The following is an 18,141-nucleotide window of genomic DNA, read 5'->3' as shown; positions in this document are numbered from 1 at the left end:
CAAGTTTTTAATCTTTTAAATATCTTTTTGAAAATAACTTCTCATCTAATTTTAAATGAATCTCATCTTCAAGATATTTAAATGTAGTACTTTTAAGATTTTGATGATTTTTCATAACTATAAAAGATACTCTATAAGTATCTTTGGTTTTTTTGTATCCACTATAATTTGAAGTTTTTAAAAGCTCTTTTTTCTTATCATAATATTCTACTTGTAGTACTACAAATCTTTTTTTATCTACCCAAATTATCTGTTTTGAATATCCTGAATTTTTATCTTTTGCATATCTTTCATACTTATAAGTTTCTATGCCATCTAGTAAAACATCTTGAAATTCTTTTGAATAAGTATACTTAGAAGGCTCTCGTGAAGATAAATCTTCATAAGAAAATTCACTACCCATAAATGAACCACTTTTATTTTTACTTGTGATTCTTTTTATCCTTTTAAGTGCTGGAAGGTAAAGCCATTGGTTATTATTTTTTACAATTTTTTCGTGAGTTAAAAACTTAGTACCTTTTACATCAATAGGAGTTTGAAACTCCATCAAAGATTTATCGCCATTGTTACCATCATCAGCTGTATTTTCTAAAGCCATAGAGTGCATAACTCTAACAGCTCTATTTTTAGCTTGATCTATAAGAACCATCTCCGTAACACTTTTTGAACTTTCGTATCCACTTGAAGAATTTTTTACTTTTCTAGCTATCTCAATAGGTGTAATCGCAAAAAGCCCAGAAAAAGTAAGTAGACTTACTAAAATTATTTTTATCATATATACAAAACCTTTTTTTCATATGATACAATATAATGATACCGAATATCAATATCTTTTTTATGCTAAAAGGATTATATTTAATTTTAAAGGTATTGTTTAATAGATATATTTTTCCTTCTTTGTTTTAGCCATTTAATAATAATACTTTCGTTTTTTTAATAACTTCATAGGGCTTTGTCCAAAAAACTTTGTAAATGCCATAGAAAAACTTTGAATATATTTATCTTATTTATTCACTCGTAATAAATATAAAAATATTAAGATTACAAATACAACAAATACTCTCGATGGTGGAACTTTTTCTCCACTGAAAATACTGATTATAATTCATAGGGGATTGAGTAAAAGTTTGAAGTTAAAAATGGTTTATGATTATCTTTTAAACTATAAGAAAAATAATTATTCAGATACCATTTTTTTACTTTAAATCGTATTTTACTCATCTATGAGGCATATTATTAAGAGTTTTTATATTATTTTTTAGTTCAGATATAAACTTGCTGGCTTTATTTTGTGTATCTTGAAAAGATTAACCTCGAACAAGTTCTAGGTTCCACATTCCTTGGAATCCAGATTTTAATCGAGCTAACTCTACTTAATCAAAGACAAGTCAAACTCTATAAGCTCATCTTCACATACGACACTAACTATACAAGCCTTTTTAGAGATGCTATGAGGTTTCTCTATTTTTTCTAAAAGAACAAAATATTCTTTAGTTACGGGGTCATAAGCTTTAAGAGTGTTCTCTTCAACCATAAAAAGCCGTCCACCTCCGCAACCATCACCTATCATACCTTCACATATCAGTGGGTTATTTAAATCAAAACCATGACTCATCTAAACATCCTTCTTTAGTCTCTTTTATAAACTCTTTAGATATTGCCTATCTATACAAGTAGAAATTATCTACAAACCTATCCTTTTAACAATTTTTTAACTGCTTCACTACACATTATAAGACCAAATGTAGCAGTAACACCCATAAAACTACCTTTCTCTTTTACTCGTGCTTCTTCTGAAGAAAAGACAACTTTATACTTTTTCTTAAAACCTCTTTTTCTAAGTTCATATCGTATTTTAGAGCCAAATTTATCTCCGTAAGTTTTCCAAATATCATCCACTTTAACCTGCGAGGCATCTATGCGTTTTGCACCACCAAAAGAAGATATAAGTTTTTTATGGCACTTTTGAGCGATAGCTAGTTTTGCCTTTGTGTCATCTATGGCATCTAGCACTAAATCATACTCATCAAAATCAAAATCCCAAACCCACTCTTCATCTATGCGTTTATTTATGATTTTTACTTCTGGGTAATGTTTTTTTAAAGCCTCAACTTTAAGCTCATCTTCATGCAGTTCTGACCACATTTGGCGATTTTGATTTGAGTCATCATAAGTATCAAAATCAACAATAGTAACATCAGTAATTCCGCTTCGCATTAAACAATCAAGACAAAAACTACCTACTCCACCAACTCCTAAAAGTATAATTTTCGCATTTTCAAGTTTTAAAAAATCATCTTCAAAAAGAAGTTTTAGTCTATCTTCTTTAGGCATTTTACTCTATCCAACTTTTGAGATTTTTTATACTTTTATACGCACTTAAATCAAGCATAATAGGCGTTATCGATATTTTACCTGCCTGAACAGCCTCATAATCACTAACTTCTTCAACGCCATCTCTTGGAACAAAATCAAGAGGATGTAATCCTAACCAGTAATATTCTTCACCTCTTGGGTTTCTATGTACATGAGAATCATTTGCGTAAAATCTATAACCTGCATAAGTTACTTGCATCTGTGCTTCATCAACATCTGCTGGTATATTTATATTTAAAAACTCTCTTTTTGGTAAAGGAAAGGAACCCTTTTTAATCTTTAAAACAAGTTTTTTTATAGTTTTCATTGCAAGAGTAAAATCTCCATCTGGATTTGTAAAGTCCATCACTTGAGAAATGGCAATTGAAGGAACATCATGTAAAACACCTTCCATAGCACCTGCTGCTGTTCCACTATAAGTTATATCTTCTCCCATGTTTGAGCCACGATTTATGCCACTTACGAGAAGGTCAGGCTTTTCATTTTCAAAAAGTGTACTTAGAGATAAGTAAACACAATCACTAGGAGTACCATCGTCGAGTTTATAAAAATCATCATCAACACTCACAAAACGAAGTGGACGAACCAAAGTAAGAGAATGTCCACAAGCAGACTTCTCATTTGCAGGAGCGACAACAGTAACTTCAACACCATCTAACTCTTTTAAAGCCTTCACTAAACAAAGCAAACCTTTTGCCTCGTAACCATCATCATTTGTCACTAAAATTTTATATTTTTTTTTCATAAGTGTATTTTATACAAAAAGCTCTTTAAGCTTTATAATTTACTTTTTTTTCCGATATATAAGTTACAGATACAAAGGATAAATTATGACTTCTTATGGACTTGATGCATACCGCTCACACGATTTAAATATAAAGATGAGAACTTCTAGTGGAGATGTTATAAAAATGGACTTTGCAAATGAACAGTCTATGTCTTACAGAAACCAAAAAGATGAAAATAGCTCAAGTACTTCTATGAGTTTTTCATCTATGCAATCATTTCAATTTTCAATCGAAACTAATGGCATAGATGCACAAGATAAAAAAGAGATAGAAGCTTTTATGAAGATTGCTCAACCTTTTATAGACTCATTTTTAAAAGAACTCAAAGATGCTGCACCTAAGTCACCTGTGACAGAACTAGCACATACAATAGCTGCTATTTTTGAACCAAATAAAGAAAGAAGTGAAGAGGTAAAAAATCATATAAAAACAAATATAGTTAAAATGTTTGATAACTCACTAGAGAAAGTAAATATCATAGATAATTTTTTTGAAGATGCTAAAAAACTACTAGAAAAAACTTTAGAAGAGTTTGATGAATTTAACAAAAAATTATATGCTTAGAAACAAAATTACTCAGAAACTATTCTTTGTAGAGTTTTCGACTTAATTAAAAAAACGGGTGCATAATTTTCTACTTTTTCTTATAATTTACCAAATAATAATCTACTAAACTAAACTCAACTTCAAACTTTTACTCAATCCACGATGTAAACTAATCATATTTTTACCCTCAAGCGCACCTAGTCATATGAGAGAATACTCCACCTTCAAGTGCATTTGTAGTATTTGATATAGATAATTTCTTATAGTTTTTGTAAGTAAAAAGAGCGTGAAGCCTGCCCTTGGGGTATAAGGTAAATTCGTTCTCAAGCTTCTATACGCAGCTCTTATTCTTGGATGAGTATAGTGAAGTTCTCCAGTAGTTGAAGATATGGATTTTTCTTCTAAAAAGTCTCGGTAGATTTCATCCAATTCATCTAGCTTTTGGGTAAAGTTTTGGTCACATTGTAATATATCGCTGTACAATTTTCTTTTGATGGAAGTGATGCTTATGCCCTTGTGGTACGTCTCTTTACTTCATTACCCAAGGTATAGATTTATCATATTTAGCTGAAAGCTGTTTGAGTGTTTGGCGATGCAAAAAGTATTCTTTAAAGATTATTCTTTGTAGCTGTTCTGGTCTTCTTTTTGAACTAAAAGAAGTTTTACAGTCCTTACAAAAATACCTCTTTATTCCTCTTCTTGAACTTCTGTAAGGTGTTTTATGCACCCGTTTTTTTTTAATTAAGTCGAGATAATGTATTTCAAGATAATATTAATGATTTGCTTTTACAGCTAATTAAGCACAAAGTCTAACAAATACGAGGAACGAATAATTTACCTAAAGGAAAATCATCAATCACAACAAACGTTATGGACTAATACATAAACTTGACTTTTTTCATCCTATTATAGTAAAATTACATTATTAAAATAACTTATCAACCCTTTCTTACAATAAAAAATCCCAAATAAATTAAGGTACTTACTTTATGAGTGAAAACAATTCACAACAACCACGTAAAAACAATAACAATAACAACAATAGAAATAACTCTAAATCAAGAACTCACAAACCCGTTAAAGGCGCTAGCGTTGAAGACCTTCGCACAAAAACTACAGAAGAATTAGTAGTAATTGCTAACGAGTTAAAAGTTGAGCATCCAAATGAACTAAAAAGACAAGATATTATTTTTGAAATTCTAAAAGCTCAAACTGAGCAAGGTGGTTTCATACTATTTAGTGGTATTTTAGAAATTATGCAAGATGGATATGGGTTTATCCGTTCTATAGATAAAAGTTTTAACGAAAGTATCAACGATGCTTATGTGTCAAATACACAGATAAAAAGATTTGCACTTAGAAATGGTGATGTGGTTACAGGTCAAGTAAGACCTCCAAAAGATCAAGAGCGTTATTATGCACTTATCAAGATAGAGGCAGTAAACAGCTTACCTCCTGAAGAGAGTAAAAAAAGACCTCTATTTGAAAACCTTACTCCACTTTATCCATTAGAAAAATTCAAACTAGAGTATAGAGAAAAAGGTCTTACTGGCCGTATGATGGATTTATTTTGTCCTATTGGTAAAGGTCAGCGTGGTCTGATTGTTGCACCTCCAAGAAGTGGTAAAACAGAATTGCTTAAAGAGATTGCTCATGGTATCGCTGCAAATCATTCAGAAGTTGATTTAATGGTTTTACTTGTTGATGAAAGACCAGAAGAAGTAACAGATATGGAAAGAAGTGTTAAGGGTGAAGTTTATAGCTCTACTTTTGATATGCCAGCTAAAAACCATGTTAAAGTTGCTGAGATGGTAATTGAAAAGGCAAAAAGACTTGTTGAGTTAGGTAGAGATGTTGTAATCCTTCTTGATTCTATCACTCGTCTTGCTCGTGCATATAATACTGTAACACCTTCAAGCGGTAAAGTACTTTCTGGTGGTGTAGATGCAAATGCTCTACATAAACCAAAAAGATTCTTCGGAGCTGCAAGAAACATTGAAAATGGTGGAAGTTTAACTATCATCGCTACTGCTCTTGTAGATACTGGTAGTAGAATGGACGAAGTTATCTTTGAAGAGTTCAAAGGTACTGGTAATATGGAAGTTGTTCTTGATAGAAAAATTGCTGATAGAAGAATTTACCCAGCTATGGATATTCTTAAATCTGGTACTCGTAAAGATGAACTTCTTATTGGTAAAGAGAACTTACAAAAAGTATTTATCCTTCGTCAAATGCTTCATAAACAAGATAATGAAGTTGAAGCATTAAAATTCATATACACTACTATGGGCAAAAACGAAACTAATGATGAATTTCTTGAGAGCATGAATACAAACTCATAATTATGAAAGTAGGAGTATTTGATAGTGGAATTGGTGGATTAACTGTTGTTAAGTCACTTTTAGAGCATAAACTTTTTGAGAAGATAATCTACTTCGGAGATACTGCTCGTGTTCCTTATGGAATAAAAGACAAAACTACTATCATTCGTTACGCTATTGAAGCAGTTGAGTTTTTCAAAGATTTTGATATTGACCTAATCATAGTAGCTTGTAATTCTGTAAGTGCTCATGCATTAGATGAGATGAGAGAACACTCTACTTGCCCTGTTATAGGAGTGGTTGAAGCTGGTATCTTAGCCACAGCAAATGCACTTGAAGATAAAAACTCCAATATTTTAGTTCTTGGTACAAAGGCAACGATAAACTCAAAAGCTTATGAACTAGGACTTAAAGACAAAGAATTTAAAAATATAGAATCAAAAGCAACAGGACTTTTTGTACCTCTTGTTGAAGAAGAAATATATGAAGGGGAAGTCTTAGATGCAACTCTAAAGCATTACTTTCAAAATCTTCAAAAACCAGATGCCATTATCTTAGGATGTACACATTTTCCTCTTATTTCAAAGACAATAAAAAACTACTTTGGAGATGAAACTATACTTATTCACTCTGGAGATGCCATCGTTGAGTATCTTGAAAATAAATTTGAATTTATTACAAAATATAAAAACACTAAACTAGAATTTTTCTCTTCAGAAAATCCACAAGCGTTAAAAAATATTGCAAAGAAATGGCTCGATAAATAAAATATTAACTCTTTAAATGATAGAATCTTTCTAATTAAATTCGGAGTTGCAGTTGAAAGAATCTTCAGAAGTTTTAGCAAGAAAATATCGTCCATCTACATTTGATGAACTAATCGGTCAAGAAACAATATCACAAACACTATCACTCGCACTTGATTCAAACAGACTCTCTCATGCTTATCTTTTTTCAGGATTAAGAGGAAGTGGGAAAACTTCAACTGCCCGCATCTTTGCAAAGGCTCTAATATGTGAAGAAGGCATGAGTCATCAACCTTGTGGAGTTTGCTCAAACTGTGTTTCTGCACTGCAAAACCGCCATATAGATATCATAGAAATGGACGCGGCTTCAAATCGTGGAATAGATGATATAAAAAGTCTTGTTGAACAAACAAAATACAAACCAAGTAGTGCAAGATTTAAAGTTATCATAATCGATGAAGTTCATATGTTAAGTACTCCTGCTTTTAATGCTCTTTTAAAAACACTTGAAGAACCACCTGAGTATGTAAAGTTCATATTAGCAACTACCGATCCACTAAAACTTCCAGCAACTATACTTAGTCGTACTCAACACTTTAGATTTAAACGCATCGCAACAAATAAGGTTATAGACCACTTAGCTCATATACTAAATCTTGAAAAAATTGGCTATGAACATGATGCCTTGGAAATCTTAGCAAGAAGTGGAAGCGGAAGTCTTAGAGATACACTTACGCTTTTAGATCAAGCTATAATTTACTCCAAAAATCATGTTGATGTTAATACAGTTACAGATATGCTAGGTCTTGTTGATCCAAAGTTTATAACTGATTTATTTAATGCTGTTTTTGCAAAAGACTATGCACAACTTGTTGAGTATACAAAAGTATTAGAAGATTATGAAGCAGAAATGGTTGTTGATGAGCTTATTGCTTATCTTAAAGAGCGTATGTATAACCAAGATGCACTTTTTTCTACTCTTGTGTTAGATAGATTTTTTAGAATTTTAAGTGATTCAAAATATCTGTTTTCTATAAATGCTGATGGTTCTTTTGTACTTTCTATGATTTTCTTTAAAATGATTGAAGCTCTTCGTATAAAAGAAGTAGATCAAATGATAGAATCTTTACAAAAAGAGATTCAGAGACCGCAGGAAATTATAAAACCACAAGAAACAGTAAAAGCGACTACAGAAGTTAAAGAAGCTTCAAGTATTCAAGAGCCGATACAAGCAGAAGCAAAAAAAGAAGAAGTAGTAACACCTTTAACAAATCAAAAATTTGATGAACTAATCGCAAGTATAAAAGATAGAAATAATGACTTAGGTATCTGTTTTGAAAAATCCATAACATTTGTATCTTTTGAGGATGGATTACTTACTTGGGAAAGTTGCCCTGATGAAGAAGCAAAAAAAGCTCTAAAACATGGTTGGGGAGCTATACAGCATCTAGTAAAAGAAGCTTATGGATTCCAAACAAAGATAAAAGGCAATAGATGCACAAAAGCATCAGTACCAGAGCCTCAAGAGCCTGAACCTTCGTCTATGGTAGAAGAAGCTGAGATTGGTGGGAGTGGAAGTTGTGTGACTAATTGCTCATCAACTGACGAATCTACTAAAGAAGTAGATTCAAACAATATCAAAGATGAACCTATGGTTCAAAAAGCCATTGAAATGTTTGAAGCTACAAAGATTACTATTCAGTCTAAGATTTAACTATCTTGAAAAAATATCTCATTACAAGATAGTTTCTCTTTTTCGCAATACTCTAAAATATTTTTATATGGTGTAACATTTCTTCTTTTTAAAGTTGCAAAGTTTGATTGAGATAATTTTAATATATCTGCAACATCTTTATCTAAAACTTTTTTACTCTTTTGTGGTGTTAAGTGATATTTCAACTCTACTACAATCGCTTCAAAATTTCGCATTTATATTCCTACTAATTTAATAATAAAAATATATCTCAAAAAAAATCATAGTTGCAAAAATATTGCATTTTGCTATTTTTTTATCATCTCTTTCATAGAAAAGCTAAAAGTTGAACCTTTGGCAAAGATAGACTCTATCTCTAATTTTGAATCATGAATCTTAAGAATATAACTAACCATAGCTAAACCTATGCCCATTGAATTATCCCAAGAATTTTTCTTAACTCTGTAAAATTTTCCTGTAACTTTATCTAGATGCTCTTCTTGTATGCCGATTCCTTTATCTATAACAAACACTTCTCCATCTTCAAGAAGAATATTTACTTCTAATTCTGAGTACTTTAAAGCATTATCTATTAAGTTTATAAGAACTAACTCTATCATTGTTTTATCTGCTTTAATTATTGTTTTATCTGCTTTTAAATTTATCTCTCTCTTTTTATATTTTGAGCTTAGATTTAAAATGACCTCTTCACATAAAAGTTTCATATCAAACTCACTTAAACTTATGTCTAAATCTTTATTTTCAAGTTTAACGGACAAAGCAAGTCTATCTAGCATTTTTGATATTTTATCTCCATTTGAACTTATTTTATTTAAAAATTTCTCACGAATTTTTGGTGAAATTTCTGGATCATCTTGAAGTGTTTGTGCATAACCCATGATGGAAGCAATAGGATTTTTAAACTCATGGGATATAGCTGAAAGTATGTCATTTCTTTGTTTGTTCATTAGTCTAAGCTTCGCTGTGTATTTTCTTTTTTGTTTCTCTCTTGAACTTAATTTTTTCACAAGATTTTTAAGCATTAAAGATATTTGCAAAAACTCATAAAAGTATTTTGTTTTCACTATGGCTTTATAGTTTTTGTTGCTGATTTCATCTAAAAAGTTTGTGATTTGATTTATATCATAAACAACTCTTTCACTCATCTTCTTTGAAACATAAAAAGCCATAATAATAAAAAGTATAAAAACTAGAACTAACTTAGACCAAAGAGAGTAGAAATCACTCATAATTTGTTCTAAACTCATTGAGAGTCGAATATATATCTCTTCGTTTAAATAAGATAATTTTTTCACTACATATAAAAAATCAACGCTTAATGTTTTTGAATATCTTAGAACATAAGAAAATTCTTCTTTATTGGCTTGCATAACTTCATATCTTGAAGCGTGATTGTCCATACTCTTTTTATCTGCATCTGATTCAGCTATAACAATTCCATTTATATCTATCATTGTTACTCTTAAGTTAGTTCTTTTTTTAACCTTCAAGGAAAAAGAGTCTAAATCTTCAATCTTATCTAACTCTAATTCCATTAATATTATTGCATTTCGTAGATGATTTTTGTTATGTTCAATTATGATAGATTTTAAAGCGACATAACTTATAAGTGAAGTAATAAAAAGTGTCCCAACAAAAAGAAGAAGAAACTTGATAATAAATAATTGATGAATTTTTAACACAGGCGGCATCCAACTCCTCTAACAGTTTGTATATACTCTTTTATTTTTAGTGGGTCTATCTTTTCTTTTAGTCTATTTATGACTACATTTACAGTCTTGCACTGGTAAAGTTCTCCATCTCCCAAGACATTTTCAACAACAACAATCTTTGCACTCATAAAACTACCTAATTATTTTTTACTATTGTAGCAAAATGTTGTTTTAATTTTATTACAATCAGGTTACATACCTGTTGTATCTATTTGCTCATCTATTGTTAATGTTATGCTATCTGTTGAACCATCACCATTTGTGCGACTATACTCATGTATATTATCCGTTGTATCTCCTGTTTCATCCCAACCAGCAGTATCTAAACCTTCAATTTTATCGTCACTATCACCTATGATTTCTAATCTATTTTCAGGACCTGTCATATCCATAATATCATCTAATGATAAGTTACTTATAGTGTGCGTTCCATCAGTCATATCAATTTTTTCTACATTAATAATACTTACGATATTAGCATCTGAAAAATCTAAATTATCACCTTTTTCTAAAGTGAATATTGTATCTTCATTTGTACTATTTATATCCGAATTAATTTTTATGTTATCACCCATAAGTATTATTGATGGATCTACATTTACTGGGGTACTTGGTGCTGTTTGACCGCTTGTTGAAGATACTGTTACAGTAAATGGTGGAAGATCTTTACCTTCATTTACTTCTGATGCACCTGCTGTTGTTAATGTAACTTCACCAGTAGTTGCATCTATTACATAGAATCCACTTGAAAATAGTCCAAAGAATCCATTTGTATCTTGAATTGTATATGTGTAATCTGAACCATCAGGATCATTTACAGTTTTTACTGTTGTTACTGTATCACCTGCATAAGTAGCATCTTCTACAAATTTTGTTGGTGTATTCATCTCTAAAGCAATTGGCTCATTTATGACTACACTTACTGGAGTACTTGTTGATGTTTGACCAGTTGTTGAAGATACTGTTACAGTAAATGGTGGAAGATATTTACCTTCATTTACTTCTGCCGCACCTGCTGTTGTTAATGTAACTTCACCAGTAGTTGCATCTATCGTATAGAATCCACTTGGAAATATTCCAAATATTCCATTTGTATCTTGAATTGTATATGTGTAATCTGAACCATCAGGATCATTTACAGTTTTTACTGTTGTTACCGTATCACCTGCCCAAGTAGCATCTTCTACAAATGTTGTTGGTGTATTCATCTCTAAAGCAATTGGTTCATTATCAGTAACTGTTACTTGAATAGTTTTAGTTGTCGTAGCCTCATCTCCGTTTGAAGACTCTGTACTAGTTGAGACTACTTTTAATGTGTAAGTAGTTGTATCAGATACATTTGTAGTCTTCAAGGTAAGATTACTTTTATCCCAGCTTGTCATATCTACACTGGTTGTTAAATCAGTTGATGTAAACGAATTTGTACCATCTGATATAGTAAATCCAACTGGAATATCTTTTAACTCAACTTTTAGAGACTCTGAACCATCTGTATCAGTAAGGGCAGAAACTATACTAAATGCTACAGAATCTTCTTCATATACAATTAATGGACCTGATACAGTTTCATCTTTATAGCTTATAGAGTGAATAAGATAATCACTTCCATAAGGAGCTTCAAATACAACCTGATTAAATTGTTCACCATTTTCAGGTCTGAATGTAACAGGGGTATCGATACCATCACCACCACCTTTATGAGTAGCAGTACCAACTACTGCGCCATCTTTTAAAAATATAACCTTAGCTGTCTCACTACTATCTTTACTTGAAAAACAAACATCAATAGACCGTTGATATGTATCAAAGTCTACAGTAAGTAATTCTCCACTCCTTAACTCATTATCTTCACCAAAAATTGAACCTTCAACACCAAATCCATCTCGATATACATCAGTACTTATAATTGATGGACCATATATATTGTGAGAAGTGATCTCAAATCCGTTATTTTTAGTATTTACATTTTCTATTGTTATTAACTGAGTAGTAGTTATATCACTCGTAATATCTAGTGTCGGAGCATCTGCCATGGCAGCAACATTGATAGTAAGAGTATCAGTTGAACCTGTATTTGTTTTATAAGTAACAACCTGTAGATTACCATAGTAGTTATTTATAGGCGTAAATGTATATCCACCATCTGCATTTAGAGTAAGTGTGCCTTGATCTGCAATTGTTACTGTTTGACCTGCTGTATATTCTGTAGCATCTCCTGCAATAGTAAATGTGGATATTGATAGTACATCATCTTCATCACTATCATTCGCAAAAACACCATTTGCAGCATTAACTCTCAATATTGTATTGTTATCTGTAATATTCATATCCAAATTAGTTTTTGTGACATCATTAACAAATATTACTAATGGATCCACACTTGCAGGAGTACTTGTTGATGTTTGACCAGTTGTTGAAGATACTGCTACACTAAAGGTTGGAAGATCTCTACCTACATTTACTTCTGCCGCACCTCTTGTTGTTAATGTAACTTCACCAGTAGTTGCATCTATTGCATAGAATCCACTTGCATCTTGAATTGTATATGTGTAATCTGAACCATCAGGATCATTTACAGTTTTTACTGTTGTTACCGTATCACCTGCCCAAGTAGCATCTTCTACAAATGTTGTTGGTGTATTCATCTCTAAAGCAATTTGTTCATTATCAGTAACTGTTACTTGAATAGTTTTAGTTGTCGTAGCCTCATCTCCGCTTGAAGACTCTGTACTAGTTGAGACTACTTTTAATGTGTAAGTAGTTGTATCAGATACATTTGTAGTCTTCAAGGTAAGATTACTTTTATCCCAGCTTGTCATATCTACACTGGTTGTTAAATCAGTTGATGTAAACGAATTTGTACCATCTGATATAGTAAATCCAACTGGAATATCTTTTAACTCAACTTTTAGGGACTCTGAACCATCTGTATCAGTAAGGGCAGAAACTATACTAAATGCTACAGAACCTTCTTCCTCTACAATTAATGGATCTGACGCAGTTTCAACTTTTTCATAGCTTATAGAGTGAATAAGATAATCATCTCCTGAATTAGGAGCACTAAATACAGCCTTATCAAATTTTGCACCATTATCAGGTTTAAATGTAACAGGGTCATCGATACCATCACTACCCTTTTTATAAGTAGCAGTACCAACTACTTTGCCATCTTTGTAAAATGTAATCACAGCTATCTCGCCACTATGTTTCCATGAAAAAGAAACATCAATAGACGATACATCTGTATCAAATTTTACAACAAGTATTTCTTCATGCCCTAACTCACTATTATGTCCATCAGAGGATGAACCTTTAACACCAAATCCATCATGATTTTTGTTAATACTTATAGTTGAGTCTGAACCATCTGCTTTTTTAGTACTAATCTCAAATCCGTTATTTGTAGTATTTACATTTTCTATTGTTATTAACTGAGTAGTAGTTGTATCCCTAGTAATATCTAGTGTCGGAGCTTCTGCTTGGTCTGCTCTTGTTACACTATCAGAACTAGATGCTGAAGTATTATTGTTTTGGTCAGTGATTGTTGCACTTACTTTTAGAGTTGCGCCTTCCACTGGAGTTGCTACACTTGTTGTATAAACCTTTGCAGTTATCATTGCATCTGTAATTGTTACTTTAGTAGTAGTTGAATCTATAGTTACATTTAGAGTATCACCTGCTACTGCTCCATCTGGTAAATCAATTTTAATATCTGTAGCACCTGAGATTTCTGAGTTAACTAAACTTCCATCATTGTTTGTATCTTCTGTAATTGTTACAGTTGGTGCTGTAGTTGGAGTTTCATCTGCTCTTGTTACACTATCAGAACTAGATGCTGAAGTATTATTGTTTTGGTCAGTGATTGTTGCACTTACTTTTAGAGTTGCGCCTTCCACTGGAGTTGCTACACTTGTTGTATAAACCTTTGCAGTTATCATTGCATCTGTAATTGTTACTTTAGTAGTAGTTCCATCTATAGTTACATTTAGAGTATCACCTGCTACTGCTCCATCTGGTAAATCAATTTTAATATCTGTAGCACCTGAGATTTCTGAGTTAACTAAACTTCCATCATTGTTTGTATCTTCTGTAATTGTTACAGTTGGTGCTGTAGTTGGAGTTTCATCTGCTCTTGTTACACTATCAGAACTAGATGCTGAAGTATTATTGTTTTGGTCAGTGATTGTTGCACTTACTTTTAGAGTTGCGCCTTCCACTGGAGTTGCTACACTTGTTGTATAAACCTTTGCAGTTATCATTGCATCTGTAATTGTTACTTTAGTAGTAGTTCCATCTATAGTTACATTTAGAGTATCACCTGCTACTGCTCCATCTGGTAAATCAATTTTAATATCTGTAGCACCTGAGATTTCTGAGTTAACTAAACTTCCATCATTGTTTGTATCTTCTGTAATTGTTACAGTTGGTGCTGTAGTTGGAGTTTCATCTGCTCTTGTTACACTATCAGAACTAGATGCTGAAGTATTATTGTTTTGGTCAGTGATTGTTGCACTTACTTTTAGAGTTGCGCCTTCCACTGGAGTTGCTACACTTGTTGTATAAACCTTTGCAGTTATCATTGCATCTGTAATTGTTACTTTAGTAGTAGTTGAATCTATAGTTACATTTAGAGTATCACCTGCTACTGCTCCATCTGGTAAATCAATTTTAATATCTGTAGCACCTGAGATTTCTGAGTTAACTAAACTTCCATCATTGTTTGTATCTTCTGTAATTGTTACAGTTGGTGCTGTAGTTGGAGTTTCATCTGCTCTTGTTACACTATCAGAACTAGATGCTGAAGTATTATTGTTTTGGTCAGTGATTGTTGCACTTACTTTTAGAGTTGCGCCTTCCACTGGAGTTGCTACACTTGTTGTATAAACCTTTGCAGTTATCATTGCATCTGTAATTGTTACTTTAGTAGTAGTTCCATCTATAGTTACATTTAGAGTATCACCTGCTACTGCTCCATCTGGTAAATCAATTTTAATATCTGTAGCACCTGAGATTTCTGAGTTAACTAAACTTCCATCATTGTTTGTATCTTCTGTAATTGTTACAGTTGGTGCTGTAGTTGGAGTTTCATCTGCTCTTGTTACACTATCAGAACTAGATGCTGAAGTATTATTGTTTTGGTCAGTGATTGTTGCACTTACTTTTAGAGTTGCGCCTTCCACTGGAGTTGCTACACTTGTTGTATAAACCTTTGCAGTTATCATTGCATCTGTAATTGTTACTTTAGTAGTAGTTCCATCTATAGTTACATTTAGAGTATCACCTGCTACTGCTCCATCTGGTAAATCAATTTTAATATCTGTAGCACCTGAGATTTCTGAGTTAACTAAACTTCCATCATTGTTTGTATCTTCTGTAATTGTTACAGTTGGTGCTGTAGTTGGAGTTTCATCTGCTCTTGTTACACTATCAGAACTAGATGCTGAAGTATTATTGTTTTGGTCAGTGATTGTTGCACTTACTTTTAGAGTTGCGCCTTCCACTGGAGTTGCTACACTTGTTGTATAAACCTTTGCAGTTATCATTGCATCTGTAATTGTTACTTTAGTAGTAGTTCCATCTATAGTTACATTTAGAGTATCACCTGCTACTGCTCCATCTGGTAAATCAATTTTAATATCTGTAGCACCTGAGATTTCTGAGTTAACTAAACTTCCATCATTGTTTGTATCTTCTGTAATTGTTACAGTTGGTGCTGTAGTTGGAGTTGTATCTACTACTTCACCATCTTCTTTTTGCTCTACAATTAGTTTTCTTTCAACTTCTTGTGGTTTATCATCTAACTCAAATTTAGCACTTCTAAGTTTTGTAGTTACATCTGTTTGTACCGCATCTCTATCTGCAAACTGCCCTTCTCCACCTTCGTTTTGTTTTGCTTTTTCTTCACCAGCTGCTGTTTCATCCAAGATACCTAGATCTTCATCTTTTGTATCTGTTTTATCTTCTTGAACATACAACTCTTTTATCAGTGCTTTTTCTACACTCTCTTTAGATAACCCACTTTCTTCACTTGGTTCATCGTTTAAAGAACTATCAAAAGTTTGCTCTTGAGTTCCATTTAAGACAACATCATCAGAACCATTATTCATAGCAAATTGAATCTTTTCAGATGCAGGATTATTTTTATCTCCAAAAACAGTCATATCTTCGAAAATCGTATCACCATTTTTTAACTCTACTACATTTCCATCTTTATCTTTTGCAAAAAATTTACCCTCTAAATTACTTACGGTTGCGATTTTGGTTGCCATGATATTTCTCCTGAAACTTTAAAAATATTTTAATTGTAGTCATAATAGGACAATTAAAAAATGATTCCTATTGTCCATAGGGACAATACACCTTTATTTTTTTATCATTTACAGGAATATAATAATTTAAATCTTAGACAGCTCTTTTTCTCTTTTTATAAGGGCAACTACACCATCATACATATCTTGTACACATTCAACCTCGCTAACACCTAGTCTTCTTTTATTAGAGATATCATAAATACCACCTTCACTTTGAGAATGCTCACCATGAACACCTCTTATTTGAACATGATATTTATCTGCAATAATTTTAAATTCATCCATTTTATCTCCCAAGTTTGGAAGTTTTATATGCACACTAGCTCTCATTGCAGTTCCAAGATTTGTTGGACAACTGGTGATATAACCTAAGTGGTCGTTATAAGCAAATTCAAATTTTTGAGATAATGTATTTATAGCAGTAACAAGTCTGACAAACACCTCTTTTATATTTCCACCTTGCTGCATAGAGATTATACGAAGTTCATCTTCTTCATTTATCCATACTAAAAATGTTTTTTCATTGTTGTGAAAGATGCCTCTTCCATTTGGCCAGTTTCTATTTAAACCTGCTGTTTCGAGGAATCTATCTCCAGCTTTAAATAAGAAGTGATCTTGAATCAGTGATTTAGTATTCTCTTCACTCATATTATTTAAGGGATAATATTTACCACCTAAATTATTCTCAAAACTACTTAAAACTTCAGATACTTCTTTTTCTATTGCATCTCTTTGTTCATCATTTATTGCAGGTCCTAGAGGTATATTTTTTACATTTCTGCCAACACGGATTCTTGTAGATAATATATATTCACCAGTTGGGTCAGGATTTGGAGCATTTAAATCATTTGAATTTAGATTGCTTTTATGTTTATCTTCTTTTTTAAATCCATGATATTCTTCTATAATAGGGTCAAACAGTGAAGCAAAAACTTCATAAGACTCTTCATCTCCAACATAAGCACCAATCCCACTATCAGGGTTTTGTACACCTGAGTTGATTACTTGAGTCAATGTAAAACCATTAGATGTCACTTTATCTTTTAACTCTTCGAAGACTTCTTTACTTAGGTATTTCGCTAACAGTGACTTTGAGCCTTCTAAAGATTTTGGATACTCTTGTAAGTATTTCATTTTTTTATCTCCAGAGGTCTTGTAATATCTAATTTTAATGAAATTTAGACTCTTGTAAAGCACTGATTCTTCGTTCAGAAGAGCCTAAGACTTTTAAAAGTTTTTGTGTTGTTTCTTCAAGTTCTGAGTAGTAAAACTTCGCCTTATCTAACTCCATCTCGCTAATAGTCGAAGAGCCAACTATATTTGAGAAAAAACTTTTTTTTTCTTCCTTAAAAAAAATATTAAATAATCTAAAATACTCATCATGCCATTTGGCATGTAATTTTTCCATATTATCATAGAATAATGAGCCTACAATATATCGCAAATGATTTTCATCATCATATAGCCACATACCAAAAGCACATTTAGTCTTCACAACTGCAGTAGGATTATCTACTTTCTCCCCGTCTATTGCTGCTTTAATTTTACTCATTTGAGCTTCATGCGATTTTCTTGCATTTTGTATTGATTCTAATGTTTTTATTTTATCCATTTTTTAATACTTTAA

At 31.9% G+C, this 18,141-nt stretch carries 14 protein-coding genes; 4 read left to right on the top strand and 10 right to left on the bottom strand.

What is annotated here, in order from left to right:
* Nucleotides 1–7 precede the first annotated feature (7 nt).
* The 4 genes from MOV42_RS04225 to surE form a co-directional block, all read right to left on the bottom strand.
* Nucleotides 8–775 (bottom strand): outer membrane lipoprotein-sorting protein, encoded by a 768-nt coding sequence (locus tag MOV42_RS04225; protein WP_324172543.1) that lies wholly within the window; start codon nucleotides 773–775, stop codon nucleotides 8–10.
* Between the two features lie 594 nt (nucleotides 776–1,369).
* Nucleotides 1,370–1,615 (bottom strand): thiamine biosynthesis protein ThiF, encoded by a 246-nt coding sequence (locus MOV42_RS04220; protein ID WP_324172542.1) that lies wholly within the window; start codon nucleotides 1,613–1,615, stop codon nucleotides 1,370–1,372.
* 77 nt (nucleotides 1,616–1,692) lie between these two features.
* A complete protein-coding gene (locus MOV42_RS04215) occupies nucleotides 1,693–2,334 on the bottom strand; it encodes a ThiF family adenylyltransferase (protein WP_324172541.1) in 642 nt (213 codons plus the stop codon).
* A 1-nt stretch (nucleotide 2,335) separates the two neighbouring features.
* The gene (surE, locus tag MOV42_RS04210) at nucleotides 2,336–3,121 is read right to left on the bottom strand and encodes a 5'/3'-nucleotidase SurE (RefSeq protein WP_324172540.1); all 786 of its coding nucleotides are present in this window, start codon (nucleotides 3,119–3,121) and stop codon (nucleotides 2,336–2,338) included.
* 85 nt (nucleotides 3,122–3,206) lie between these two features.
* On the opposite strand from surE, the gene MOV42_RS04205 reads away from it, so the two are divergent.
* The 4 genes from MOV42_RS04205 to MOV42_RS04190 all read left to right on the top strand — a co-directional run bounded on the left by MOV42_RS04205 (nucleotide 3,207) and on the right by MOV42_RS04190 (nucleotide 8,491).
* Nucleotides 3,207–3,728 carry a hypothetical protein gene (locus tag MOV42_RS04205; RefSeq protein WP_324172539.1) on the top strand — a complete coding sequence of 174 codons (522 nt, stop codon included), beginning with the start codon at nucleotides 3,207–3,209 and terminating at the stop codon, nucleotides 3,726–3,728.
* Between the two features lie 971 nt (nucleotides 3,729–4,699).
* Entirely contained in the window at nucleotides 4,700–6,052 is a 1,353-nt protein-coding gene (gene rho / locus MOV42_RS04200; protein WP_324172538.1) for a transcription termination factor Rho, read from the top strand.
* Nucleotides 6,053–6,054: 2 nt separating this feature from the next.
* Complete coding sequence (gene murI, locus MOV42_RS04195) at nucleotides 6,055–6,798, top strand: glutamate racemase (RefSeq protein ID WP_324172537.1); 744 nt, start codon at nucleotides 6,055–6,057, stop codon at nucleotides 6,796–6,798.
* A 52-nt stretch (nucleotides 6,799–6,850) separates the two neighbouring features.
* The gene (locus MOV42_RS04190) at nucleotides 6,851–8,491 is read left to right on the top strand and encodes a DNA polymerase III subunit gamma/tau (RefSeq protein ID WP_324172536.1); all 1,641 of its coding nucleotides are present in this window, start codon (nucleotides 6,851–6,853) and stop codon (nucleotides 8,489–8,491) included.
* On the opposite strand, the gene MOV42_RS04185 is transcribed toward MOV42_RS04190, so the two are convergent.
* The 6 genes from MOV42_RS04185 to MOV42_RS04160 all read right to left on the bottom strand — a co-directional run bounded on the left by MOV42_RS04185 (nucleotide 8,488) and on the right by MOV42_RS04160 (nucleotide 18,126).
* Nucleotides 8,488–8,706, bottom strand: coding sequence for a hypothetical protein (locus tag MOV42_RS04185; RefSeq protein ID WP_324172535.1), 219 nt, complete (start codon nucleotides 8,704–8,706; stop codon nucleotides 8,488–8,490). The two genes, MOV42_RS04190 and MOV42_RS04185, sit on opposite strands and share 4 nt — an antisense overlap.
* A 72-nt stretch (nucleotides 8,707–8,778) precedes the next feature.
* Nucleotides 8,779–10,182 carry a HAMP domain-containing sensor histidine kinase gene (locus MOV42_RS04180; RefSeq protein ID WP_324172534.1) on the bottom strand — a complete coding sequence of 468 codons (1,404 nt, stop codon included), beginning with the start codon at nucleotides 10,180–10,182 and terminating at the stop codon, nucleotides 8,779–8,781.
* Nucleotides 10,167–10,331, bottom strand: a complete 165-nt coding sequence (locus MOV42_RS04175) for a helix-turn-helix domain-containing protein (RefSeq protein ID WP_324172533.1) — start codon at nucleotides 10,329–10,331, stop codon at nucleotides 10,167–10,169. Before MOV42_RS04175 ends, MOV42_RS04180 begins: the two co-directional genes overlap by 16 nt.
* Nucleotides 10,332–10,394: 63 nt before the next feature.
* Nucleotides 10,395–16,472: a hypothetical protein gene (locus MOV42_RS04170; RefSeq protein WP_324172532.1), complete on the bottom strand. Its 6,078-nt coding sequence runs from the start codon at nucleotides 16,470–16,472 to the stop codon at nucleotides 10,395–10,397.
* A gap of 126 nt (nucleotides 16,473–16,598) precedes the next feature.
* A complete protein-coding gene (locus MOV42_RS04165; protein ID WP_324172531.1) occupies nucleotides 16,599–17,648 on the bottom strand; it encodes a phosphagen kinase in 1,050 nt (349 codons plus the stop codon).
* A gap of 34 nt (nucleotides 17,649–17,682) precedes the next feature.
* Nucleotides 17,683–18,126, bottom strand: coding sequence for a CZB domain-containing protein (locus MOV42_RS04160; protein WP_324172530.1), 444 nt, complete (start codon nucleotides 18,124–18,126; stop codon nucleotides 17,683–17,685).
* Nucleotides 18,127–18,141 lie beyond the last annotated feature (15 nt).

It is taken from the genome of Sulfurimonas sp., from assembly GCF_029027405.1.
In the GTDB taxonomy this organism is placed as follows: Bacteria; Campylobacterota; Campylobacteria; order Campylobacterales; family Sulfurimonadaceae; genus Sulfurimonas.
This window is presented reverse-complemented; position numbering and strand designations above follow the sequence as displayed.

Bases quoted from the DNA above. Each gene is read 5' to 3' on its own strand.
- MOV42_RS04175 (WP_324172533.1), bottom strand. From the start codon at position 10,331: ATGAGTGCAAAGATTGTTGTTGTTGAAAATGTCTTGGGAGATGGAGAA.
- MOV42_RS04165 (WP_324172531.1), bottom strand. From the start codon at position 17,648: ATGAAATACTTACAAGAGTATCCAAAATCTTTAGAAGGCTCAAAGTCA.
- MOV42_RS04185 (WP_324172535.1), bottom strand. From the start codon at position 8,706: ATGCGAAATTTTGAAGCGATTGTAGTAGAGTTGAAATATCACTTAACA.
- MOV42_RS04170 (WP_324172532.1), bottom strand. From the start codon at position 16,472: ATGGCAACCAAAATCGCAACCGTAAGTAATTTAGAGGGTAAATTTTTT.
- surE (WP_324172540.1), bottom strand. From the start codon at position 3,121: ATGAAAAAAAAATATAAAATTTTAGTGACAAATGATGATGGTTACGAG.
- MOV42_RS04220 (WP_324172542.1), bottom strand. From the start codon at position 1,615: ATGAGTCATGGTTTTGATTTAAATAACCCACTGATATGTGAAGGTATG.
- MOV42_RS04180 (WP_324172534.1), bottom strand. From the start codon at position 10,182: ATGCCGCCTGTGTTAAAAATTCATCAATTATTTATTATCAAGTTTCTT.
- MOV42_RS04215 (WP_324172541.1), bottom strand. From the start codon at position 2,334: ATGCCTAAAGAAGATAGACTAAAACTTCTTTTTGAAGATGATTTTTTA.
- MOV42_RS04205 (WP_324172539.1), top strand. From the start codon at position 3,207: ATGACTTCTTATGGACTTGATGCATACCGCTCACACGATTTAAATATA.
- MOV42_RS04225 (WP_324172543.1), bottom strand. From the start codon at position 775: ATGATAAAAATAATTTTAGTAAGTCTACTTACTTTTTCTGGGCTTTTT.
- murI (WP_324172537.1), top strand. From the start codon at position 6,055: ATGAAAGTAGGAGTATTTGATAGTGGAATTGGTGGATTAACTGTTGTT.
- rho (WP_324172538.1), top strand. From the start codon at position 4,700: ATGAGTGAAAACAATTCACAACAACCACGTAAAAACAATAACAATAAC.
- MOV42_RS04160 (WP_324172530.1), bottom strand. From the start codon at position 18,126: ATGGATAAAATAAAAACATTAGAATCAATACAAAATGCAAGAAAATCG.